The 20,961-nt window shown below is 72.1% G+C and carries 25 protein-coding genes; 14 read left to right on the forward strand and 11 right to left on the reverse strand.

Annotated elements, in window-relative coordinates:
- Positions 1-96 precede the first annotated feature (96 nt).
- The gene (locus ACZ5DC_RS20750; protein WP_468654661.1) at positions 97-618 is read right to left on the reverse strand and encodes a phosphatase PAP2 family protein; all 522 of its coding nucleotides are present in this window, start codon (positions 616-618) and stop codon (positions 97-99) included.
- 351 nt (positions 619-969) lie between these two features.
- On the opposite strand from ACZ5DC_RS20750, the gene ACZ5DC_RS20755 reads away from it, so the two are divergent.
- A complete protein-coding gene (locus tag ACZ5DC_RS20755) occupies positions 970-1,386 on the forward strand; it encodes a helix-turn-helix domain-containing protein (RefSeq protein ID WP_468654884.1) in 417 nt (138 codons plus the stop codon).
- 67 nt (positions 1,387-1,453) lie between these two features.
- Here ACZ5DC_RS20755 and ACZ5DC_RS20760 read toward each other — a convergent pair whose 3' ends face one another.
- Entirely contained in the window at positions 1,454-1,642 is a 189-nt protein-coding gene (locus ACZ5DC_RS20760) for a hypothetical protein (RefSeq protein ID WP_468654886.1), read from the reverse strand.
- Positions 1,643-2,087: 445 nt separating this feature from the next.
- Here ACZ5DC_RS20760 and ACZ5DC_RS20765 point away from each other — a divergent pair, with 445 nt between their 5' ends.
- Positions 2,088-3,404 carry a N,N-dimethylformamidase beta subunit family domain-containing protein gene (locus tag ACZ5DC_RS20765; RefSeq protein ID WP_468654663.1) on the forward strand — a complete coding sequence of 439 codons (1,317 nt, stop codon included), beginning with the start codon at positions 2,088-2,090 and terminating at the stop codon, positions 3,402-3,404.
- Positions 3,405-3,440: 36 nt separating this feature from the next.
- On the opposite strand, the gene ACZ5DC_RS20770 is transcribed toward ACZ5DC_RS20765, so the two are convergent.
- Positions 3,441-3,803, reverse strand: coding sequence for an antibiotic biosynthesis monooxygenase family protein (locus ACZ5DC_RS20770; protein WP_468654665.1), 363 nt, complete (start codon positions 3,801-3,803; stop codon positions 3,441-3,443).
- Between the two features lie 94 nt (positions 3,804-3,897).
- On the opposite strand from ACZ5DC_RS20770, the gene ACZ5DC_RS20775 reads away from it, so the two are divergent.
- Complete coding sequence (locus ACZ5DC_RS20775; protein ID WP_468654667.1) at positions 3,898-4,446, forward strand: GNAT family N-acetyltransferase; 549 nt, start codon at positions 3,898-3,900, stop codon at positions 4,444-4,446.
- Between the two features lie 25 nt (positions 4,447-4,471).
- On the opposite strand, the gene ACZ5DC_RS20780 is transcribed toward ACZ5DC_RS20775, so the two are convergent.
- From ACZ5DC_RS20780 to ACZ5DC_RS20790, 3 genes are all read right to left on the reverse strand, one after another.
- Positions 4,472-5,053: a 1,2-dihydroxy-3-keto-5-methylthiopentene dioxygenase gene (locus ACZ5DC_RS20780; RefSeq protein ID WP_468654669.1), complete on the reverse strand. Its 582-nt coding sequence runs from the start codon at positions 5,051-5,053 to the stop codon at positions 4,472-4,474.
- 25 nt (positions 5,054-5,078) lie between these two features.
- Positions 5,079-5,273 carry a hypothetical protein gene (locus ACZ5DC_RS20785; RefSeq protein ID WP_468654671.1) on the reverse strand — a complete coding sequence of 65 codons (195 nt, stop codon included), beginning with the start codon at positions 5,271-5,273 and terminating at the stop codon, positions 5,079-5,081.
- A 152-nt stretch (positions 5,274-5,425) separates the two neighbouring features.
- The gene (locus tag ACZ5DC_RS20790) at positions 5,426-5,977 is read right to left on the reverse strand and encodes a CGNR zinc finger domain-containing protein (RefSeq protein WP_468654673.1); all 552 of its coding nucleotides are present in this window, start codon (positions 5,975-5,977) and stop codon (positions 5,426-5,428) included.
- Positions 5,978-6,178: 201 nt separating this feature from the next.
- Between ACZ5DC_RS20790 and ACZ5DC_RS20795 the strand changes: the two genes are divergently transcribed.
- Positions 6,179-7,366 carry an MFS transporter gene (locus tag ACZ5DC_RS20795; RefSeq protein WP_468654675.1) on the forward strand — a complete coding sequence of 396 codons (1,188 nt, stop codon included), beginning with the start codon at positions 6,179-6,181 and terminating at the stop codon, positions 7,364-7,366.
- Here ACZ5DC_RS20795 and ACZ5DC_RS20800 read toward each other — a convergent pair.
- Positions 7,332-7,529 (reverse strand): hypothetical protein, encoded by a 198-nt coding sequence (locus tag ACZ5DC_RS20800; protein ID WP_468654677.1) that lies wholly within the window; start codon positions 7,527-7,529, stop codon positions 7,332-7,334. The two genes, ACZ5DC_RS20795 and ACZ5DC_RS20800, sit on opposite strands and share 35 nt — an antisense overlap.
- Before the next feature lie 220 nt (positions 7,530-7,749).
- The gene (locus tag ACZ5DC_RS20805) at positions 7,750-8,463 is read right to left on the reverse strand and encodes an SDR family NAD(P)-dependent oxidoreductase (RefSeq protein WP_468654679.1); all 714 of its coding nucleotides are present in this window, start codon (positions 8,461-8,463) and stop codon (positions 7,750-7,752) included.
- A gap of 277 nt (positions 8,464-8,740) precedes the next feature.
- Here ACZ5DC_RS20805 and ACZ5DC_RS20810 point away from each other — a divergent pair, with 277 nt between their 5' ends.
- Positions 8,741-9,715 carry an aldo/keto reductase gene (locus tag ACZ5DC_RS20810; RefSeq protein WP_468654681.1) on the forward strand — a complete coding sequence of 325 codons (975 nt, stop codon included), beginning with the start codon at positions 8,741-8,743 and terminating at the stop codon, positions 9,713-9,715.
- 472 nt (positions 9,716-10,187) lie between these two features.
- Positions 10,188-11,339, forward strand: a complete 1,152-nt coding sequence (locus tag ACZ5DC_RS20815; RefSeq protein ID WP_468654888.1) for a YbfB/YjiJ family MFS transporter — start codon at positions 10,188-10,190, stop codon at positions 11,337-11,339.
- 31 nt (positions 11,340-11,370) lie between these two features.
- Here the strand turns inward: ACZ5DC_RS20815 and ACZ5DC_RS20820 are convergent, their stop codons facing one another.
- Both ACZ5DC_RS20820 and ACZ5DC_RS20825 read right to left on the reverse strand, forming a co-directional pair.
- Positions 11,371-12,066 carry a type 1 glutamine amidotransferase domain-containing protein gene (locus ACZ5DC_RS20820; protein ID WP_468654683.1) on the reverse strand — a complete coding sequence of 232 codons (696 nt, stop codon included), beginning with the start codon at positions 12,064-12,066 and terminating at the stop codon, positions 11,371-11,373.
- A 136-nt stretch (positions 12,067-12,202) separates the two neighbouring features.
- Positions 12,203-13,438, reverse strand: coding sequence for an epoxide hydrolase family protein (locus ACZ5DC_RS20825; protein WP_468654685.1), 1,236 nt, complete (start codon positions 13,436-13,438; stop codon positions 12,203-12,205).
- Positions 13,439-14,154: 716 nt separating this feature from the next.
- Here ACZ5DC_RS20825 and ACZ5DC_RS20830 point away from each other — a divergent pair.
- The 5 genes from ACZ5DC_RS20830 (at position 14,155) to ACZ5DC_RS20850 (ending at position 16,720) form a co-directional block, all read left to right on the forward strand.
- Entirely contained in the window at positions 14,155-14,358 is a 204-nt protein-coding gene (locus tag ACZ5DC_RS20830) for a cold-shock protein (RefSeq protein ID WP_014677112.1), read from the forward strand.
- Positions 14,359-14,711: 353 nt separating this feature from the next.
- Positions 14,712-14,969, forward strand: coding sequence for a hypothetical protein (locus ACZ5DC_RS20835; RefSeq protein WP_468654687.1), 258 nt, complete (start codon positions 14,712-14,714; stop codon positions 14,967-14,969).
- A gap of 215 nt (positions 14,970-15,184) precedes the next feature.
- Positions 15,185-15,430 carry a DUF5133 domain-containing protein gene (locus ACZ5DC_RS20840; RefSeq protein ID WP_468654689.1) on the forward strand — a complete coding sequence of 82 codons (246 nt, stop codon included), beginning with the start codon at positions 15,185-15,187 and terminating at the stop codon, positions 15,428-15,430.
- Positions 15,431-15,648: 218 nt separating this feature from the next.
- A complete protein-coding gene (locus ACZ5DC_RS20845; protein WP_468654691.1) occupies positions 15,649-15,951 on the forward strand; it encodes a hypothetical protein in 303 nt (100 codons plus the stop codon).
- 205 nt (positions 15,952-16,156) lie between these two features.
- Positions 16,157-16,720, forward strand: coding sequence for a dihydrofolate reductase family protein (locus tag ACZ5DC_RS20850; protein ID WP_468654693.1), 564 nt, complete (start codon positions 16,157-16,159; stop codon positions 16,718-16,720).
- Positions 16,721-16,776: 56 nt separating this feature from the next.
- Here the strand turns inward: ACZ5DC_RS20850 and ACZ5DC_RS20855 are convergent, their stop codons facing one another.
- Entirely contained in the window at positions 16,777-17,538 is a 762-nt protein-coding gene (locus ACZ5DC_RS20855; protein WP_468654695.1) for a DeoR/GlpR family DNA-binding transcription regulator, read from the reverse strand.
- Between the two features lie 89 nt (positions 17,539-17,627).
- Here ACZ5DC_RS20855 and ACZ5DC_RS20860 point away from each other — a divergent pair, with 89 nt between their 5' ends.
- From ACZ5DC_RS20860 to ACZ5DC_RS20870, 3 genes are all read left to right on the forward strand, one after another.
- Positions 17,628-18,815 (forward strand): MFS transporter, encoded by a 1,188-nt coding sequence (locus ACZ5DC_RS20860; protein ID WP_468654697.1) that lies wholly within the window; start codon positions 17,628-17,630, stop codon positions 18,813-18,815.
- Between the two features lie 361 nt (positions 18,816-19,176).
- On the forward strand, positions 19,177-19,764 hold the full coding sequence (locus ACZ5DC_RS20865) for an RNA polymerase sigma factor (protein WP_468654890.1): 588 nt from the start codon (positions 19,177-19,179) through the stop codon (positions 19,762-19,764).
- A gap of 225 nt (positions 19,765-19,989) precedes the next feature.
- Positions 19,990-20,898, forward strand: coding sequence for a MerR family transcriptional regulator (locus ACZ5DC_RS20870; RefSeq protein ID WP_468654892.1), 909 nt, complete (start codon positions 19,990-19,992; stop codon positions 20,896-20,898).
- Positions 20,899-20,961: the final 63 nt, after the last annotated feature.

Here is a 20,961-nt window from a genome sequence, read left to right on the forward strand (position 1 = left end):
GCCGTCGTCGCCGGAGGCGTTCCGGCTCCTGTACGACGTCGCAGCCGCGGCTTGCCGCCCCGATCGCCGCTCACGGAAGGGCACTTGGGGGCCGGTTCACCGCCGCACGCGCAGCACCAGTCGCGGAAGACGCCTGACCAGCCAGGCGCTGGCCAGCCCGATCGCGGCACCGGCGGCGACGTCACTCGGGTAGTGGGCGCCCGACTGCACCCGCTCCACCGCCACCAGCGCGGCCGGCACCGCGCAGACCGCCCCGGCCGACGGCCACGAGGGGGCGACCGCAGCGGTGAAGGCCAGCGCGGCCGCGGTGTGCCCGGAGGCGAACGACGAGGAACCGGGCCGGTCCTCGACCCCGTCGTGAGGGATCCACTCCTTGGGCGGACGCGGACGGTCGATCACCTGCTTGCACACACCGTTGCACACCAACTGCGCCAAACCGAGAGCCGCGATGCCCGCCACCGCGGCCTTACGGCCCTTCCACCCGCCGGCCCCGGCCATCACCGCGGCGGCACCCCACCACAGCTTGGTGGCTTCCGCCGTTTCCTCCACCACCGACAGCGTCCGGTGCACCCCGGGTTTCCGGCAGGAAGCCACCCGCTTGGTCAGCCGACGGTCCATCTCACGCACTAGGGCAAGCAACCTCATGACCTGCTGGTATCCCGCGCTCACCGGATCACGCGCGTCCGGATTCGGCACACGCACCGACCCGTCCGCGCGGCGCCCTAGCTAGGTCGATGTGCCGAGGCAGGATCGGCCGCGGGCGGGTTTCCACGCCCGGCCGCGTCGCCGGCGTGGGCGGTCAGCCACGATCACGCGCGTGCCGCTCCCGGCCTGTCCACGCACCCCGGTGGGGCGGATGCGCCGCACCCGCGCACGCGGCGGGCCGCTTCCGCGGAGCCACACCTGACCGAGCCCTCGGACGATCCCGCCGGGGAACGTGCCGACGCCGTCCGTAACCGCGCCCGGCCGCTGGAGGCGGCTGCCTGGCTGGTGGCCGAGCGGGGCGCCGAGCGCCTGACGATGCGTCAGGTCGCGCAGGCGGCCGGGGTGGGCAAGGGCACGCTCTTCCGCGGGTTCGGCGACCGCGGCGGCCTCCTGCTGGCCCTGCTGGACGACGCCGAGGCGGACTTCCACGAGGCGTACACCTGCGGACGCCCTCCGCTGGGGCCGGGCGACCGCCGGAGGGGTCGCCGTCCGCGGGCGCGCCGGGCGGCTCCCCTGCGGGGCACCATGCCTCGACTACGACGCCCTCGAAATCCCCGCCGACCCCGGCCTGACGACCGTCACCTGCACCCTCGCCCCCACCGCACCCCGCGCCCCACGCTCCTCCGGCTTCACCACCACATGCCGGCTCCCGTCACGGGGCCGGACCCGGCGGCGCGGTGACACGGCACCCGACGACGCCTCCCGGTGGGGAGAGGGGACGGCGCCGGCCGCCGGGCGGGCGCGCACGTCAGCCGGCGGGGTCGTCGCCGGAAGAGGTCTCGGCCGCGCGGCAGGCCGCGCACACGACCTGCGCGGCGGGCCCGTAGCGGCGCGTCAGCCCCTGGCAGCGTGCGCAGTAGCCGACCTGGTTCGGAGTGCAGCCGAGCAACAGGGCGGCCGTGGCTCGATCCGTCGAAGGGGCGATGCGCCGAGGCATCTCCTCCACGTGTCCGAATGTACGGCCGTCCGCCGCTCCGGGCAGCTCGTCAGGGCCTCGGCACGTACGCCGGGGCCGTGCGGGCAGAGCCTGCGGGAAGGGGGCGCGCGACCCGTCCGGCTGTGCCACCGTGGCACGGAGGGACGCGTGAGAGGCGAGCGCAGCCACGGGAGGCGTCATGAGCATCGGTCCTGCCCGCCGAGGAGGCCCGGACGACGGGGCGGCACCCGCGGGGCGGCCCGGACGCAGGCGCTTCCTCGGAGCGTGCGCCGGCCTCGGGCTCGCCTCGATGACGGCGGCCTGCGACGCGTCCCCTCCCGCCCACGGACACCCCCCGGCGGCCCTGTCCCACCGGCCCGAAGCGGAACGGGACCGGCCCGGGACACCCGATTGGCGTATCACCTCCCGGGGCCCCGCCCCGGCCGTCGCCGGCTACGCGGACCGGGTGAGCGTGACACCCGGCGAGGAGTGCGGCCTGTACGTGTCGACGACCGCGTCGTCCTTCCGGGTCTCGGCCTTCCGCGTCGGCTGGTACGGCGGCAGCCAGGCCCGGCTCGTATGGTCGTCCGGGCGCGTACGCGGCCGCGTCCAGCCGGAACCCCGCTTCCTGCCGGACACCCGCACCGTGCGCGCGGACTGGCCGCGCACGCTCACCGTCGGCACGGCCGGCTGGCCGGAGGGCGCGTACCTGCTGCGGCTGGACGCGGACAGCGGCCACCAGCGCTACATCCCGCTGATCGTGCGCTCCACGCGGGGCACGGGCCGAACGGTGCTGATCCACGCCCCCGCCACCTGGCAGGCGTACAACCGCTGGGGCGGCTACAGCCTCTACGCCGGTGCCTCCGGCGCGTACGCCACCCGCTCCCTGGCCGTCAGCTTCGACCGCCCCTACGACGCCGACGGCGCGGAGAAGTTCATGGTGTACGAACGGGCGGCGGTGGTCCTGGCGGAACAGCTCGGCATACCCCTCGCCTACACCACCGGCACGGACGTGCACCGCGACCCGGGGGTCCTGCGCGGCGCGGCCGCGGTGGTCTGCCTGGGGCACGACGAGTACTGGACCCCTCAGCAGCGCCGGCATGTCGCCCAGGCCCGCGACGCCGGCGCCAACGTGCTCTTCCTCGGCGCCAACACATGCTTCCGCCGGGTCCGCCTCGCGCAAGGGGAGACACGGCCGGACCGCACGGTGGTCTGCTACAAGACCTCCGTACGGTCGGACCCGCTCTACACCACCCAGCCCGCCCTGGCGACCACAGACTTCCGCCAGGCCCCGGCGCCGGATCCGGAATCCTCGCTCACGGGAGTGCTCTACGAGGGCTACCCGACGGACGCGCCGTACGTGGTCCACGCGGCGGACCACTGGCTGTACGAGGGAACGGGCGTACGGCCCGGCGACGCCTTCGACCACCTGGTCGGCGTCGAGTACGACCGGGTCACACCCGCGGCCCCCGTCCCCGGGCCGCTGGAGATCACGGCCCACTCTCCTCTGGTGTGCGGTGGCCGGCGCAGCCACAGCGACTCCGCCTACTACACGGCTGCCGGCGGCGCGGGCGTGTTCGCCACCGGCACCATGCGCTGGGTGGAGGCCCTCATGGCCGGCACCCCCGACGGCGGCCGCGACCACGGAATGGACGCCCGGACCCGCGCCTTCGTGACCCGCACGACGGAGAACGCCCTGCGCGCCTTCGCACAGGGCCCCGCCGCCCGACACCGCCCGGCGGCCCGTGCGAACATCAGCGAGCTGTACAGGACCCGTACATGAGGCGGCACCGCGGAATCCGCACCTTCAGCCCGCGGCTCAGGCCTCCTCCGGCACCCGCGATCCTTCCTCCTCACGGCTGAAGGCATAGGCGCGTTCCACCCGCGCGACCTCCACGCTGTACGAGGAGTACCAGCGCTCACGTCCGAGCCGCTGTGCCTCGACATGTTCGGGATGAGCCTTCCACGCCGCTATCGAGGCCTCGTCGGCGTAGTAGATGACGACGAGGTCCCGGCCGTCCTCGTCCGTCAGCGACTCACGGCCGAGATAGCCGGGTTGCGTCTCACCGAGTTCGGCCATGCGCTCGCTCATCGCGGCATAGCCCTCGAGATCCGCGGCGGGCCGGGAAGTGATGATCACGGCGTAATACGGCGGCTTGGGACGGACGAACGAGGTGGTCATCTGAGGAGCCCTCCGTCAGTAAGGAGCGTGGCAGCCAATGCTACTGGCGTCACCCACCGCCAGTCCCGATCCCGGGATCGACTAGGTTTGCCCCATGTTCGAAGGCAAGCTGGTGAGACTGCGCGCGCTGCGCCCCGAAGACGCCGAGCACCATGTGCGGTGGCGCAACGACCCGGAGGTGGTTCGCTGGGCCGCGGCGGGAGACCCGCTGTTCGGCCCGGTCACGGCGGAAGCGATCCAGCTCGGCTTCGACACCATGCTGCGACTGAACCCCAGGGAGTCGGCCGTGTTCACGGTCGAGGACCTGGCGGACGGGAACGTGATCGGCATGGCCGACTACCGTGACCTGGACCCCTATGCCGGAGTGGCCACCCTGGGAGTCACCATCGGTGAGCGGGAGTTCTGGGGCCGCGGCCACGGCAGTGACGCGTTGCGGCTGCTCGTGGACCACCTGTTCGGCGCGTACTGCCTGAGCCGGCTGGAGCTGGACACCTGGAGCGGCAACGAGCGTGCCGTGCGCGCCTTCACCAGGCTGGGCTTCCGCGAAGAAGGCCGCCGCCGCTCGGCCGTGCTGGTGGCGGGAGAGCGTTACGACCGTGTGCTCTTCGGCATGCTGCGCGAGGAGTGGGCGAACCGCACGTGAACGCCGGCCGCGGCCCGTTCTCCGCTCACACCCCCGCGGACGCCATGAGCTCGTCCAAGGTGGGAATCCTCTCGGCCACCGGATCCCCGGTGAAGTCGCCTGTCCATCCGTCGTCCTCCTCGAAGAAGCGGATGGCGCAGAAGCGCGGTACCTCCCCCATGTCGTACCCGTGCCTGGTCCCGGCCGGCACCGACAGCAGGTCCCCCGCCTCGCACACGACGGCGTACACACGGTCCTCCAGGTGGAGGTAGAAGCAGCCGCGCCCCTCGACGAAGAAGCGCACCTCGTCCTCGCTGTGCCGGTGCTCGCTCAGGAACTTCTGCCGGGCGGCGCGGGCCACGGCGGTCCATTCCGGGTCGTCGGTGCGGGGTGTCATCCGCGCCACGTCCACCAGCCGGAACCCGCGCTGTGCGCGGAGCCGGTCGACCTGGTCGCGGTACAGGGCGAGGACCTCCTCCTGTCCGGCCTCCCCGGAAAGGGCGTGATCGGTGCGCCGGCGCCGGAACTCGACGTGGTGAGCGCCGAGTTCGGCCTCGATCCGCGCCGGATCGGTGGTGCGCAGGAGCGTGTCCCGACCGCTGTCGGGCATGATCTGCAGGACTGTCACGTCGATCTCGCCTTGTCGTGTCTCCTCATGGCGGCGCCCGACGGGTCGTTTTGACCAGTCCTAACACCGAGGTCGAGAGTCCGAAGCGGTCACGCAGACTCGGCAGGAACAGCCCGTAGCCGTACCGGGCGAAGCGGTAGGCCACCGCCTGGGCCGCCACGCCCACACCGCCGACCTGCCAAGCCACACTCGACGCCGCCGACTTACGCCGTCCGGTCACGCGGATTCTCCTCGTGCTCGGGCCAATTCCGGAACGCCGGTTATCCAGTCAGCGCCCTGGTACACCGGGGCTCGCCGTGACACGAGCCGATCCCGGCCAATGTCACACGACTGCCTCGCGGGAGTGTCCCGGCCGCCGCAGTGGGAATCGGGTCAGGGCTGCTCGTCCGCACGGGTACGCCGGCGGTAGGCGGCGGCGTTGATCCTGCTGCCGCAGCTCCGCTTGGAGCACCAGCGCCGGGTGCCCGCCTGGGAGCGGTCGACGAAGAGACGGGTGCAGGGCTCACCGGAGCAGTGCCGGATCAGCAGGTGGTCGGGCCCGCCGAGCAGGTCGCTGGCGCTCGCCCCGAGGGTGGCCAGCACCTCCTGGACCCCGCCGCGGCGTTCCACCCGGCCGACGGCCTGGAGCGTGAGGCGGACCGGTGGGTGTGCGGCGGCCCGCCGGACCCGGGCGACGTCCCCGGAGTCGTGCGGTTCCCCTTCCGCGGCCGCCAGGGCCAGCCGGTAGACCGCCTCACGCAGCGCCCGTGCCTCGGCCAGTTCCGCGTGGCTCACCGCCTCCAACCGGTCGACCACCCCCGCCTCCACGGCCCAGCGGGCGAAGTCCTCCGGCTCGCCCAGCAGTTCCTTCCGGCGAGTCGTGCGCCACGCCATGGTGGCGGCGAAATCAAGGGCGAGGTGATCACTGACGAAGGCGAAGCTCACCCCCCGAGTATGAGCGGTCCGGACGCCGGACACACATGCCGTCATACCTTCAGGGTATGACACAGAAGGCGAGCCGCGTCGAGCGCCATGCCGCGCACGCGGCACGTGGAGCGCCCGAGCAGCGGGGTCCCGGTCTGGAGGCAAGCGGTGGGTACGCAGACGTCAGTGAAGCCGGATCGGCGTTCAGGCCCGCGGAAGTGGGTGCTCGTCCGCTACCTCCAGGTGGCCCTGCTGGTGCGCCTCGCCTCCGAAGGAGCACGAGTCGGCCTGGTGGTGCTCGCCGTGGACCGCACGCGCAGCACCGGCTTCGGAGGCGCCCTCGTGGCGGCCCTGCTGGTGCCCAGCGTCGTCGCCGCCCCGGCGGCCGGCGCCCTCGCCGACCGGGTCCGGCGACGCCGGCTGTTCCACGGTGGCTGCCTGGTCTTCTACGGGACGGGACTGGCCGCCGTGGCGATGCTCGTCGGACGGGCCTCCGCCCCCCTCGTCCTGGCCGTGGCGGCCGCCGCGGGCTGCTGCACCCCCCTGCTGACCGGGGGCCTGACCAGCCTGCTGGGCGACCTGCTGCCGCCCGCGGCGCTGGACCGTGCCTTCAGTCTGGACGCCGTCTCCTACAACCTGGCCGGAATCGCCGGCCCGGCCCTCGCCTCCGCCCTCGCCGCGGCAGCCGGTCCCGCCCGCGCCCTCGCGGCACTGGGCGCCGGAGCCGCCGCGGGCGGTGCGCTCGTCTTCGCCCTGCCGCTGCAACCCCGGGCCCCGAAAACCCCTGTGCCGCGCCCCGCCGATCTGGGTGCCGCGGCCGTCCTGCTGCTCCGCGACCCGCCGCTGCGCTCGCTCACGTGGGCCAGCGCGGTGGGCCAGCTCGGGATCGGGGCGTTGCCCGTGGCCTGTGTGATGCTCGCCGCCCGCTACCAGACGCCCTGGGCCGCCGGGGGTCTGATGACCGCCATGGCGCTCGGCTCGCTGACCGGCTCCCTGGTGTACGCCTGGCGGCCGTGGGGCACCCGCCGCCCCGAACTGACCGTCCTCGTCATGCTGTTCGCCACCGGAGCGGCGCTGGCCGCCGTGCCCTGGACGGACAGTGCCGGCGCGACGGCCGGCGGCTTCGCCCTGGCCGGGTGCTGCACCGGCCCGCTCTTCGCCGCCCTGCTGACCGGGCGTGACCGTTACGCGCCCCCGGCCGCCCGCACCCAGGTGTTCACCCTCGGAGCCGGCGTCAAGAGCGCCTTCGCCGCGGGCGGGGCCGCGCTCGCGGGCGGCTGGCAGTCAGCCGGGCCGGGAGGTCTCGTCGCGGCGGTGGCAGGCTGCCAGGTCCTCGCGGCGGCCCTGGGCGCGCTCCTGCTCAGGGAACGACGTATCAGTGGGTCAACAGGAAGGCGGCGGCCAGCATGACGAGCACGGAGACACCACAGAACGCCAGGTGCGAGCGCGGATAGTCGTACCGCTCGCGCGTCACTCCCTTGTTGATCTCGTGCGCCCACACCGCGAACAGCTTGCGGCTCGGGTACATGCCGATCGTCAGCCCGATGAGCGCGAACGAGCACAGGACGAGCATGTCCGACAGAGCGAAGCCGCGCCAGGATCCGAGCGACAGCCAACAGCCACGGCCCGTCCGTGGTGAGCGACGTGAACACGGCCTTCCCCCAAAGTCGTTGAACTCCCAAAGAGTAACAGCGAGGTGAGGGAGGACCGTTGGGCGTCACTGGTCACGGGCCGTCAGCGGGCACTAGCACTTGTCCTGGAACTCGATCGCGTCGCCCCGGCGCCCCCGCCCGTCAGTGGCCGGCGCTCTGGCCGCCGTCGACGTGGAGGATCTCTCCGGTGACGAAGGGCGCGTTCTCGAGGTAGACGACCGCGTCGACGACGTCGCTGATCTCGCCTGCCCGGCCGAGAGGGTGGAGGGCGGCCAGCACGTCGTCGGAGTCGCCCGAGTGCATGGGGGTCTTGACGACGCCCAGGGCGACGGCGTTGCTGCGGACACCCCGGCCGGCGTACTCGATCGCCAGGGCCTTGGTGGCGGACTGCAGACCCCCCTTGGTCAGGGACGCCAGCACGGAGGGCACGGCGGAGTTGGCATGGTCGACCAGGCTGGTGGTGATCTGGACGATGTGTCCACCGCCCTGGCGGGTCATCTGCTCGACGGCGAGTTGGGTGATGCGGAAGAACCCGGTCAGATTGACACCCGTCACCGCTTCGTAGTCGTCCTGCGTGTACTCGGTGAACGGCTTCCCGATGAAGATGCCCGCGTTGTTGACCAGTGTGTCGATGCGCCCGAAGCGTTCCAGTCCGGCGGCGATGACGCGCTCGGCGGTGGCGGGGTCGGCGATGTCACCGCGCACGGTGACGACGCCGGGGTCCTCCGGCGCGGCGATGCCACGGGCGGTGGCGACCACGCCGTAGCCGAGCTTGCGGTAGGCGTCCACCAGCCCGGCACCGATGCCCTGCGACGCACCGGTGACGACCGCGACCTTCTCCACGGGAATGCTCATGACTGTCCTCTCGGCCGGGACCGCGCGCAAAACGCACTTCCACCGACATACTGACCGATAATCCCCCGGAGGGCGCTTCGGGCGAGCCTCACGCTCCGCGACGCCGACCTGCGCTGGGAGTGCCGGCCTGTCACCTGGGAGACGACAGGTCCCGGCCTGGGCGCTCCTGGCCTTTGACTCCCTCCGCACGGCCGCCTAGGTTTGCGTAGTCGACCGGTCGGTTCGTGACGTCCGGTCGCGTTCTTCACCGATCCCCTTACCGAAGGCAGAGATCAGCGTGCGTACCACCACCCTGGGCACCCACGGACCCGCGGTCGGCATCATCGGCCTGGGCGCGATGGGCATGAGTTTCGCCTACGACATGGCCACAGCCCGGGATGAAGCCACCTCCGTCTCCGTCATCCACCAGGCCCTCGACCTGGGCATGACCTTGATCGACACCGCCGACGTCTACGGTCCTTACACCAACGAGGAACTCGTCGGCCGGGCCCTGGCCGGCCGACGCGATCAGGCCGTGATCGCCACGAAGGTCGGTTTGGAGTGCATCGACCCCATCGGCGGCCCCGGCGGCGCCCCACTGGTCAGGCCCAACGGCCGGCCCGAGCACGTCCGTGCCGCCATCGACGCCAGCCTGCGCCGCCTGGGCACCGACCACGTCGACCTCTACCAGCTCCACCGCGTCGACCCCGCCGTACCGCTCGAGGAGACCTGGGGCGCCCTGGCGGAGGCGGTCACGGCCGGCAAGGCGCGTCACATCGGCCTGTCCGAAGTGAGCGTCGAGCAGATCAGGCGCGCCCAGACCATCCACCCGGTCACCACCGTGCAGTCCGAGTTCTCCCTGTGGACCCGCGACGTCCAAGCGGAGGTCCTGCCCTACTGCGAGGCACAGGGCATCGGCCTGCTGCCGTACTCGCCGCTGGGCCGCGGCTTCCTCCTCGGCCGGTTCAGCTCCTTCGACGAACTGCCGGAGAACGACCAGCGGCGGCGACTGCCCCGGTTCCAGCAGGACAACCTGCGGGCCAACCTCGCCATCGCCACCAAGGTCCGCGAGGTCGCCGACCGCGTCGGCGCGGCCCCCGCGCAGGTCGCGCTGGCCTGGCTCGTCGCCCAGGGCGAGCATGTCGTCCCGATCCCCGGCACCAAGACACCGAAGTACCTCGCAGAGAACGCGGGCGGTGCGGACGTCCGGCTGTCCGCGGCCGACCTCGCCGAGCTCGACAGCATCCCGGCCCCCGTCGGCGCCCGGTACTGAGCCACGCCCGGGGCCGGCGGGAAGCGGCCGGGACGGACCGTCGAGGGCCGGGCGGGTACGGCGCCCCAGGTGTGCTGTCCCGGGAGGTTGGTGGCACGTGTGCCGGGTGCTCGAGCGCCGCAGGAGGCTGAGGCTCCCAGCAGGGAGGACACCGGTCCTGGAGCCCGCGCCCATGGCGGGGGCAAGCTGGGGCCGTGGACATCGGACAGCACACCTGGCCCTGCTGACGAGGCTGCCGGCCACCGCCTCGAATCCACCCCTCGGCCGGCCCACGCGGCGGGCTCTCGCGACCGCCGCAGGCCGGCCCGGACGAAGGGGCCCCGAGTACGTGATCCACGACTGGACCGTCGAGCATCCCGAGGAAGACCGCATGACCAAGACGCCGTCACCCCACCGGGCCCGAGTCGGGGGGGAGGCGATCCGCTCACCCTGGGCCCACATCGCACAGGCCGCCGCCGCCCTGGCGGCCGGCATGGGAGTGGGACGCTTCGTCTACACCCCGATCCTGCCGCTGATGCACGCACAGGCGGGACTGTCGGCCGAGGCAGGGGCGAACCTGGCCACCGCCAACTACGTGGGGTACCTGGCCGGGGCGCTTGCCGGAACCTTGCTGCCGCGGCTGGTGCGCTCCGCGGCCGTGCTACGCGGCAGCCTCCTGGGACTGACCGCCTCTCTGGCCGCGATGCCGCTGGCCCACTCCACCACCCCGTGGCTGCTGCTCAGGCTGGCCGCCGGGGCCTTCAGCGCACTGATCTTCGTCATCGCCGCGAGTTCCCTGCTCAGCCATCTGCGCGATCACCCGGCCCATCTGCCGGGTTGGGCGTTCGGCGGAGTCGGCGCCGGGATCGCCCTGTCGGGCCTGCTCGTGCTGGTGCTGCGCACGGTCGGCACCTGGCGGGTGGCGTGGTGGGCCTCGGCCGCTCTGGCCGCGGCACTCGCCCTCGCCGCGTGGGGCCTACGACCCGAGCCGGCGCCCCAGCCCACCTCGTCCGCGGCGCACACGCACACCGGGAGCGACGGACCCGGCACGAAGCGCTGGTTCAACACCCTGTTCGCCTCCTACACACTGGAGGGGATCGGGTACATCATCGCGGGCACGTTCCTGGTCGCGGCCATCGAGCAGGCCTCGCCCGGCTGGATCGGCAGCGGCGCCTGGGTGCTGGTGGGCCTGGCAGCCGTTCCCTCCTCCGCGGTGTGGGCCGGTCTGGGACGCCGCTGGTCCCGCCCGGACCTGCTGCTGGCCGCGCTCGGTGTGCAGGCCGTGGGCATCGCCTTGCCCGCACTGGTCGGCGGGGTGGCGTCCGCGCTGATCTCCGCCGTGCTCTTCGGCTCGACCTTCATCGGTGTGAGCACGCTGGCCCTCGCGACCGGCGCGCATCTGCAGTTCCCCCGCGCCGTGGCCCTGTTGACCGCCGGATACTCGATCGGTCAGATCCTGGGCCCGCTGATCGCCAGGCCCTTGCTGCACCACGGCTACCACCAGGCCCTGATCCTGGCCTCCGCAGTCGTCCTCGCCGCGGCGCTCGCCGCCCTGGTTCTCCGCGTCGGCTTCCCGCACCACGTACCGGCACCGGGTGACCTCGTCCGGCGCCCGACGACGGCCCCCGGCCGCCGACGGGCCTAGGGAACGCCGGCTCCGACAAGCGGCATTCATCTCACTTCAGGAGCTCAAGCAGCCGATCTGCCAGAATCGCCGCGGAATGAGGGTTCTGGCCGGTGATGAGGTTGCGGTCCTCCACCATGTACGGCTCCCAGATCGGGCCGCGGCTGAAGTCGACGCCGACCTTCTCCTTCAACTCGGTCTCCAGCAGCCACGGTGCCCGGGACGCGAGCCCGACACCCTCCTCCTCCTCGTCGGTGAAACACGTGATCCTGTACCCCTTGAAGGGCGACTCGCCGTGAATCCTGGTGGCGAGGATCGCGGCGGGGGCGTGGCACACGATCGCGAGCGGCTTGCCCGAGGCGAGTTGTGCCGTCAGCAGCCGGCCGGCGTCGGCGTCGACCGACAAGTCCGCCATCGGGCCGTGACCGCCGGGCAGGTACACCGCGTCGTAGTCCTCGAGACGGACGTCCGACAGCTTCAGGGGCCGACGCATCACCTCCGCGGACCGGATGATGGCCTCCAGTTCGAGAGCGCCTTCCTCACCGCCCGCCATGGAGGGGCGCAGGCTCATCATGTCGACGTTGGGGGTCACGCCACCGGGTGTGGCCACCACGACCTCATGGCCGGCTTCCGTGATCTTCTTGTACGGCAGGGCGAACTCTTCAGCCCAGTAGCCGGTCGCGTATCTGGTGCCGTCCTTGAGTATCCAGTACGTCGCCCCGCTCACCATGAAGAGTATTCTCGCCATCGCGCTCCGCCTCCTCGCCCCCGCCCGAGTCGTTGTGGGATTTGACTTTTTGCCACCCTAAGCGCGCACTTGTCCGGCCGCATGTCGGCGCTCTTCTGCAAGATCTTCGAAACACCGGAGACCCGGCGACCCGTCTTCAGGGCCTGCGGCCGTGGAAGGTGCGGCGCAGGTCGCTCACCCAGGCGTCGGGGTTCTCCCAGGGGATGAAGTGGCCTCCGTGGTCGTGGGCGTTGACGTTGACGTGGTTGAACCAATCGGCCTGTGGGCCGGTCTTGAACGCCCGGACGCGCTCGTCGGCGGTGCGGATGCCGGGCGGGTTCTCGAACGTGACGAAGGTGAGGCCGACCGGTGCCTGCACGACCGGGGTGCGGTCGTGGGCGGGGGCCCACGGGTAGCGGTTGGCGTTGGCGTAGTAACGCATCGACGTGGCGATGGAGTTGTTCACCCAGAAGATGGTGGCGTGGGTGAGCAGGTCGTCCCTGGTGAAGACGGATTCGAGGTCGCCGGCGTTGTCGCTCCAGGCGTTCCAGCGCTCCAGCAGCCAGGCGAGCAGTCCGGCGGGTGAGTCGCTCAGCCCGTGGGCCAGGGTGGCGCCGTCGAGCATGTGCACGGCGAGGTGGGACGCCCAGCGGTGGTCCTGCTCGATGATGCGGGCGCGGACGTCGGCGGGCTGGTCGTCGCCGAGGGGGCGGTTCCGTGCGAAGTCCCATGCGCGGGGGCCGTTGAAGAAGTCGAGCGGCAGACCGGAACCGATGTGGATGCCGTACAGCTCGTCGGCGTACTTGTGGCCGAGCTGGCTGGAGACGAGGCCGCCGATGTCGCAGCCCCCGGCGGCGTACTTCCCGTACCCCAGGGTCTCGGTCATCAGGGTGTGCCAGAGGTCGGCGACCTTCCAGAAGTTGACGTCCGGGAAATCGGTGAGCGGGCCGGGGAAACCGAAGCCGGGCAGGGACGGCACGATGACGTCGAACGCGTCGGCGGGGTCACCGCCGAACGCGGCCGGATCGGCGAGCGGGTCGATCACCTTCGACCAGTGCCAGAACGTCCACGGCCAGCCGTGGGTGAGGATCAACGGGATCGGGCGGGGACCGCGGCCGGGCTTGCGCATGAAGTGCACCGGGACACCGGCGACGCTCACCTGGTAGTGCTCCTGGACGTTGATGGCGGCCTCCGCCTTCCGCCAGTCGTAGCCCTCCCGCCAGTAGGCGACCAGCTCACGGAGACAGCCGGCCGGGACGCCGTAGGACCAGTCCTCGTTCCCCTCGTCCAGCGGCGGACGGGTCAGCGCGAGACGGGCGCGCAGGTCGTCGAGCACCTCGTCGGACACATGGATTGAGGTGGGGGCCAGGGGGAAGGCGCGCGGGATGGTCATGCCGTGATTCCTTACTGGACAGTAGGCGAAACGGTGCCGTGGGCCTGTGGGGTGGACGGGCGGCGAGCCTGGCCGTTTCAAGGAGCGGGGGCAGCGGCGCGGGGAGTGCCTGCCGGTGGCACGGGGCGAGCCGGCCGGCCAGACCACCGATGCTCTCCTTTCGCCGCGACACGGCCATCTTGGCACCGCCGAGCGGGACTTGAGGCAGCAGGCCCGGTTACGGTGCCGCGGTCCAGCCGCAGCGAAGCCGCAGCCGCCGAAGCCGTGGCGCTGCGCCGGGCCCATGCCCCATGCCGGGCGGCAGGACGGCGTGGGTTCGCGCTACGAGCACGTTCGAAAGACCGCACGACCCGCCGCGCCCCGCACGCCCACGGGACGCTCACCCGTCCGGCCGATGACGTCCCGGGCGCGCGTGAGGCGCTGTGCGGGGCGACATGCGGGGTCCCGGTGGTACGGGGGAGACCACCGGGACGACGGCGGCCTGCTCGACACCGTTCACCCGGGTGCCGGGATCGCGGGACGCGTCCGGATGCGGCCGTCCGGGCCACCGGATCCGGGCCGACGTGGTCCACTCGATCGGACCGTATCCGACTCATGGACGAATGATCGAATGACAGGGCCCCGGTCGGGGTAGAACGGACGATGGCATCTCCCCGCAGGGGGAGATGCCGCTACTTACTCCGGCCGGCACCCCCGGCAAGATCGAAGGACGCAGTATGGCCAGCGGCACCGTGAAGTGGTTCAACTCCGAAAAGGGTTTCGGTTTCATCGCCCAGGACGGCGGCGGACCGGACGTTTTCGCCCACTACTCCAACATCTCCGGCAACGGCTACCGCGAGCTGGTCGAGGGCGAGACGGTCACGTTCGACGTCACCCAGGGCCAGAAGGGCCCCCAGGCCGAGAACATCGTCCGCGGCTGACGTCCCTCACCTGACCTGCGGTGCCCTGTGCGGAGCTGCACCACCCACGCCGGGTGGAGCAGCTCGGTAGCCGGCTGGGCGCATGACCCAGAGGCCGCAGGTTCGACTCCTGACCCGCTACGGAAGACGGGGGCCCGGCATCGGCCGGGCCCCTGACGCGTTCCTGCGTACATTGCGGGAAGGCGCTCGGCTCCCAGCGACGGCAGGCGTCCATGGCCCGGCCACCCGGTGTTCGAGGTCGACCCGGTGGTTGTCCGGTTCGAACCGTGGCACGGGCCTTCGGCGGGGTAGCCGCTGTTGTGATCGACACAGAGCGGCTGAGGCGTCCGCTCGCAGGAGAGGAGAGGAGCCGCATGGCTACCGGCGCGGACTCGGCGAGGATCACGGCGAAGATCCAGGGCAAGGACATCACCTTGGACGGCCCGCTGACGAAGGACGAGATCCGGAGCAGGATCTGGTGGTGGCAGAGCGTCGGCACCACGTACGACGACTCCCACAAGGACGTGATCACGACCCTGGGCGGGTACTACGAGGTCTCCCCCGACCCCCGTACGCCCGAGGCCCAGGGGCTCGTGGACCTGGTGTACGACGAGCTTCACCCGGACGAGTGACACAGCGCGGCACGGACGGAGCCGGGATCAGGCTCTCCGCCGGGACGAGAGGCCCCAACCGAACGCGGCAGGAGCAATGCATACGGTGATCAAGCCGGGGCACACGACTCCCTGAAGCACGCACCCACCGCTCTCGGCCCCGCCGCCCGGCGGGTGCGCGCTCACGGACGTCGCGGGCCCTGCGGAGCGGCCCGCCCTGCGAGGAGGATGTCGCTGTGTTGCTGCCTGCGGAGAAGGAACTACGCGCGGTACTGGCCCGCTTTGCCGACGCCCGCTTTCGCCATGACCTGCACCCCACCGGTCGCTCCAGCCGGGAGCTTGAGGACACCACCTACACGCTGTGCGTCATGACCGGCACCCAGTCGGTGGACGAAGCCCTCGCCGCCGCCGACGTTCTTCTGGAACGGCTGCGGGCGAATCGCACCGCGCCCACGAAGGCGACGCAGACCCTGGCCGCCTGACGCCGGCCCTCCGGCAGCAGCCTCGCGCAGGGTGAGCAGCCTGTACGAACGGTCAGGAATACGGACAGAACTCCGATGCCTGAAAAATCCGTGGATGTGTGTACGGCAGGAGGAACGGGTAGGGGCGCTCCCGCGACCGCACCACCGCTGGAACACGCGTCACGCGCTGTCTCGCCCTGAGGGACAGGGGAACGCGGCCCGGCAAGAAGGAGAAGATCATGCAGATGACTGGACGGATCGCGATAGTAGGCGCTTCCACGATGCTCGCCGCGGGCGCCATGGCGATCGGCAGCGGTCCCGCGACGGCGAACACGGCCCAGGCACCCGAGCCCCGTCCGGCCGTCGCCGTGTCCGGTTGCGCCCAGAGCTCCGCCGACCGCCATCCTGCCGCCCGGCAGCCCACGGACCAGTGGATCGAGGACCAGCTGGCGACCTTCTACCCGTCGGCCAGGCAGCGGCTCGCGGTGTTCGACCCCTGGGTCAAGGACCAGCTCGCGCTGTTCCAGGAGACCGGCCGGTGAGGGAGGCCGACGGCCACTCTCGCGTGCCCTCGGGCAACACCGCACACCGTGCCCAGACGTGACGACGTCTCAACATGCTGTGCCCTTCGGAGTGACTCACGCCGATGAAGCCACGGTGACTCGGCCCAGAGGATCCTGCGCGTCGCGATGAGTCCCGGCGTGTCCGGCAGTCCTACTGTCGAACCCGTCGTCAAGGAGGACTCCCATGCGCAGCGTGACCTACTCGATGAGCGTCTCCCTCGACGGCTACATCGTCGGGCCGGACGGCCGCTTCGACTGGACGGCGCCCGACGAGGAGGTCTTCCGCTTCGCCACCGACGAGGTGCGAGAGGCCGGCGTCCACGTGCTGGGACGACGGCTGTACGAGACGATGCTGTACTGGGAGAGCGTGGATCAGAACCCTTCGCTCGATTTCTCCACGCTGGAGTTCGCCGCGCTCTGGAAGGCGCTCCCCAAGGTGGTGTTCTCCACCACGCTGCCGGCGGTGCAGGGCAACGCCCGCCTGGCCTCCGGCGGCCTGGCGGAGGAGATCGAGCGGTTGCGGGCCGAGCCGGGAGAGGGTGACATCGCGATCGGCGGCGCGACTCTCGCCGCCGAGGCCGCCTCGTTGGGTTTGATCGACGAGTACCGTGCCAGGGTCCACCCGGTCCTGGTCGGTGGTGGCATCCCGTTCTTCCCCCGGCGCGAGCGCCGGGTGGATCTCGAACTCGTCGAGACCCGTACCATCGGCCCGAAACTCGTCTACCTCCGCTACCGCGCGACGCGCTGACCGGCTCGTCCGCCGAGCGCGGGGGAGACGGGCCGGCCAGTCAGGTTCCGGCGGTGTCAGACGATCTTCACAGTGGTGCCGTTGTTCTCGAGTGCCGCGGTCTCGCCGGCGGGCGCGGTGGTGTCGGTGACGAGGACGTCGACCAGGCTGGCGGGGCCGACGTAGGCGCGTGCGGTGCGGCCGAGTTTGCCGCCGTCGGCGGCGGCGATGACGCGGCGTGCCGACGTGATGACCGCCTTCTTCACCGCTGCCTCGTCGAGGTCGTAGGCGGTCATGCCGTCCCCGGCGGTCAGACCGCAGCAGCCCAGGACGGCGGTGTCGAACCGCAACGCCGAGAGGGAGGCGAGGGTGAGGGGCCCGGTGAGGGCCCCTTCACCGGCGCGAGGCCGGCCCCCGGGCACGAGGAGTGCGGTCGGTTCGGGGGCGTCACCGAGGACGCCGATCGCCTGCAGTGACAGGGGCATCACGGTGACCTGCCGGCCGCGCAGCAGGCGCGCGACTTCCAGACAGGTCGTGCCGCTGTCCAGCAGGACGGTCTCACCGTCGGTGATGAGCGAGGCCACCTCTGCCGCGATCCGGCGTTTGGCGTCGACGGCTTCATGCGTGCGCAGCGCGAAGGGCGGCTCGTCCCCGCGCAGGAGGAGCGTGCGCGCCCCGCCACGGAACCGTTCGAGGACGCCTTGCGCGGCCAACTGGTCCAGATCCCGGCGGATGGTCATGTCCGAGGCGCCCGTCAGGTCGGCCAGTTCGGCGACCGTGACCGTTCCTGCCTCCTGGACGGCCTGGGCGATCAGTCGATGACGTTCCACGGTGCTCATACCGTGATTCAACACCACTCACATCAAACAAGTGAGACGTTCGGAAAGTGATGCTTCAAACATAACTCGTGTTCGTTTAGGGTGCTCGCATGGAAAGAACGCTGCGCGTCTCGCGCGTTGTGACGTTTGTCTACTTCGTCCTCAATGGCACGTTGCTGGGCATGTGGGTGGTGCAGATCCCGGCCGTCGAGGAACGCGTGGGCATCAGTCACGCCGCCCTGGGCGGGTTCCTCGTGTTGCTGGGGGCAGGGGCCTTCGCCGGCATGCAGGTCGGCGGGCGCCTGTCCGACCGGCTCGGCACGCGCACCGTCGTTCCGGCGGCCGGGGTGCTGTGCAGTGTGACCCTGGTGCTGCCCGGCCTCGCCCGGGAGCCGTGGGCCCTCGGAGCAGCCCTGCTGGTCTTCGGATTCGGCAACGGCACCCTCGATGTGAGCATGAACGCGCACGCCGTACAGGTGGAGAAGGCGTACGAACGGCCGGTCATGTCGGCTTTCCACGCCACGTTCTCCGTCGGCGGCGTCCTGGCCGCACTCGCCGGCGCCGTGGCCGTAGGCATCGGATGGGACCCGGCGACGACGCTGGGCGCCGCCGCGGGAGTCGGCGTCATCACCGCCCTGGCGTCGGCTCGCGGCCTGCTGCCCGCCGAGCCGGCCGCCCCCGTGACCGATGCGCAGGGGGAGCCCGGGGAGAGGAAGCGGTCCGTTCCCGCCCGGATCTGGCTCCTGGCCGTTCTGGCTCTGCTGATCATGCTGTGCGAGGGAGCCGCCAACGACTGGAGCGTCCTGCACCTCAAGACCGTTCTGGGCGCGCCCGAGAGCACCGCAGCCTTCGCTTATGGGACGTATGCGGCGACGATGACCATCGGCAGGCTCCTGGCGGACCGGATATCCGCGCGGTTCGGGCCGGTCGCCGTCCTGCGGTACGGCTCGGCCCTGGCCGCCGTCGGCATCACGGTCGTGGCCCTCTCGCCGTGGGTCTGGGCGGCGCTGGCCGGCTGGGCGCTGTTCGGTCTGGGCCTGTCCGGCTGCATCCCACAGCTGTTCAGCGCCGCCGGACACGCCGACCCCACGGCTGCGGGCACCAACGTGTCCCGGGTCGCCGGACTCGGTTACATCGGCATGCTCGCGGGACCTGCTGTCATCGGCTGGATGACCCACGTCGTGGCCCTCAACCACACCTTCCTGCTCCTCGCCCTGTTCTGCGCATCGGCTGCCGCGGCGGCCGGCATCCTGCGCACCTCGCCCGAGCGGTCCCGCGCAGTCGAGCTGACCCCCTGACCCGACCCCGCAACCGGCGGACCGTCGAACACGCCGAGCGGTGCCGCTGTACGGATTCGCCTTCCTGGTCGCCCTCGGTACCGACTCATCACCACCGGCGGGGATGCGGACCCCCGTGCGAGTTCCCTCCACGGGGCTCCTGGACGAACCGTCGGCACCCGGGCGCAGGCCCGACGCGCCCGCGCCGCGAGGCGCCCCGGCGGACTGTGACAATACGATGCAGACCCGATGCGAGTTGCCCCCGCAGTGCTCCCGGACGGACCGTGGCCGTGAGGCGTCAAGCCACTCGGAACAGGCCGCAAAAGGAGCAGGCGACATGACGGCACTTGCTGTGACCGAAGCCGGGCACACGCCCGTAGCCATGACCGTGGCCATGTCCGTACCCGTGCCCGCGGCGTCCCCGGAAGACGACCTGGCCTACCGATTCGCGGCCGGGGACGAGGCCGTCATGGAGGCGGTCTACCGCCGATGGGCCCCCCTCGTCCTGTCGCTGGCGCGGCAGTCGCTGGGCGACGGCGCGGAAGCCGAGGACGTCACCCAGACGGTGTTCCTCGCCGCCTGGCGCGGGCGCCACGGATACCGTCCGGGCCGTGGTCCGCTGCCCGCCTGGCTCGTGGGGATCACCCGCCGCAAGATCGCCGACGCCCTGTCCGCCCGCACCCGGCGCACGGACGCCGCCGCGGCGGCGGCACGCGAGCCGGACCGCACACCGGAGCCGTCGTACGCGCAGGACGACGTCCTGAACCGCGTGGACGTCACCCGGGAGCTGCGCCGCCTTCCCGAGGCCCAGCGGCGGGTGCTGTGCCTGACGTTCTACGGTGACCTGACGCAGACGCAGATCGCCCACGTCACCGGCTGGCCACTGGGTACGGTCAAGAGCCACGCCCGGCGCGGCCTGCTGCGCCTGGGCCGGAGCCTGGTCGGGGAGGCGCCGGAACGAGCCCGCTGAACGGGCGGTGCGCGGGACGTGGAACACGGGCCGCGAGGGGCGGCCCCCGCGGGCCGGCTCGTCGCCGGTCTCGTCCGCGCGACTTCCGGCGCGCGGACACCAGGAGAACAGGGACACTTGACCACCGTGAACCCCGCCGCACCGCCTCCCCCCGAACCGCCCGCCGTACCGGGCGATGCCGGCCTGACCACCGGTGTGCTGGCCCGGCGCCTCGGTGTGTCGCCCATGACCCTGCGCTCGTGGGACCGCCGCTACGGCATCGGACCGACCGCGCGCACCGAGGGCGGCCACCGCCGCTGGACGGCGGCGGACGTGGCCACGGTCGAGGAGATGTGCCGGCTGACGGCGACGGGCGTTCCGCCGGCCGACGCGGCCCGCGCCGCCCGTACGGCCTGTGCCGGCCCGCCCGCCGAGGCCGCGACCGCCACCGCTTCCGCGCCGTCGGCGCCCCCCGGGCGATCACGGGCCGCCGGCGCGCTGCCCCTCGGCGATGTCCGCCAGGAGTGCCGCGGTCTCGCCCGCGCCGCCGTACGGCTGGACGCACCCGCGCTCGAGACACAGCTCGCCGCCGCCGTCGAACGCCACGGCCTCGTCGTCGCCTGGCAGGAGGTGATGGTGCCCACCCTGCACGCCGTGGGACGCCGCTGGGCCTCCTCCGACGACCGGTACGTGGAGGTGGAGCACCTGCTCGCCTGGCACGTCTCCACCGTGCTGCGCCGCAGCACGCCGCCCGCCGCCCCCGTCGCGTCCCCCGGGGCCGGCTGCGTCCTGCTGGCCTGCGTCCCCGGTGAGCAGCACACGCTGCCCCTGGAGGCGCTGCACGCGGCGCTCGGTCAGGAGGGGCTGCCGGTGCGCATGCTGGGAGCCGCCGTTCCGCACGAGGCCCTGGACGCGGCGGTGCGCCGGCTCGGCCCGGCCGCCGTCGTGCTGTGGGCCCAGGAGAGTACGCGGGCGGCCCCGGCCCTGGCCCGGCACGTGGCCGGGCTGCGCTGGGGGATGAAGGGGACGCGGCGCGGCCCGGCGGTGGTGCTCGGCGGTCCCGGCTGGAGCCGGGGCCAGCCCGTCGCCGGCATCAGACCGGCCGGGCTCGCACAGGCGGTGGAGGTGCTGCGCGCGCTCTGCGCCGCCGGGTGAACCGACGCACACCTCTCCGTCCCCCCCCCCGCTCGCCGGCCGCCCCGGCGGGGCGCACGCCGC

Source organism: Streptomyces sp. NPDC031445, assembly GCF_055581365.1.

Bases quoted from the DNA above. Each gene is read 5' to 3' on its own strand.
- ACZ5DC_RS20750 (WP_468654661.1), bottom strand. From the start codon at position 618: ATGGACCGTCGGCTGACCAAGCGGGTGGCTTCCTGCCGGAAACCCGGG.
- ACZ5DC_RS20760 (WP_468654886.1), bottom strand. From the start codon at position 1,642: ATGCCTCGGCGCATCGCCCCTTCGACGGATCGAGCCACGGCCGCCCTG.
- ACZ5DC_RS20770 (WP_468654665.1), bottom strand. From the start codon at position 3,803: ATGACCACCTCGTTCGTCCGTCCCAAGCCGCCGTATTACGCCGTGATC.
- ACZ5DC_RS20775 (WP_468654667.1), top strand. From the start codon at position 3,898: ATGTTCGAAGGCAAGCTGGTGAGACTGCGCGCGCTGCGCCCCGAAGAC.
- ACZ5DC_RS20800 (WP_468654677.1), bottom strand. From the start codon at position 7,529: ATGCTCGTCCTGTGCTCGTTCGCGCTCATCGGGCTGACGATCGGCATG.
- ACZ5DC_RS20805 (WP_468654679.1), bottom strand. From the start codon at position 8,463: ATGAGCATTCCCGTGGAGAAGGTCGCGGTCGTCACCGGTGCGTCGCAG.
- ACZ5DC_RS20815 (WP_468654888.1), top strand. From the start codon at position 10,188: ATGGGAGTGGGACGCTTCGTCTACACCCCGATCCTGCCGCTGATGCAC.
- ACZ5DC_RS20820 (WP_468654683.1), bottom strand. From the start codon at position 12,066: ATGGCGAGAATACTCTTCATGGTGAGCGGGGCGACGTACTGGATACTC.
- ACZ5DC_RS20825 (WP_468654685.1), bottom strand. From the start codon at position 13,438: ATGACCATCCCGCGCGCCTTCCCCCTGGCCCCCACCTCAATCCATGTG.
- ACZ5DC_RS20830 (WP_014677112.1), top strand. From the start codon at position 14,155: ATGGCCAGCGGCACCGTGAAGTGGTTCAACTCCGAAAAGGGTTTCGGT.
- ACZ5DC_RS20835 (WP_468654687.1), top strand. From the start codon at position 14,712: ATGGCTACCGGCGCGGACTCGGCGAGGATCACGGCGAAGATCCAGGGC.
- ACZ5DC_RS20845 (WP_468654691.1), top strand. From the start codon at position 15,649: ATGCAGATGACTGGACGGATCGCGATAGTAGGCGCTTCCACGATGCTC.
- ACZ5DC_RS20850 (WP_468654693.1), top strand. From the start codon at position 16,157: ATGCGCAGCGTGACCTACTCGATGAGCGTCTCCCTCGACGGCTACATC.
- ACZ5DC_RS20855 (WP_468654695.1), bottom strand. From the start codon at position 17,538: ATGAGCACCGTGGAACGTCATCGACTGATCGCCCAGGCCGTCCAGGAG.
- ACZ5DC_RS20860 (WP_468654697.1), top strand. From the start codon at position 17,628: ATGGAAAGAACGCTGCGCGTCTCGCGCGTTGTGACGTTTGTCTACTTC.
- ACZ5DC_RS20865 (WP_468654890.1), top strand. From the start codon at position 19,177: ATGACCGTGGCCATGTCCGTACCCGTGCCCGCGGCGTCCCCGGAAGAC.
- ACZ5DC_RS20870 (WP_468654892.1), top strand. From the start codon at position 19,990: ATGACCCTGCGCTCGTGGGACCGCCGCTACGGCATCGGACCGACCGCG.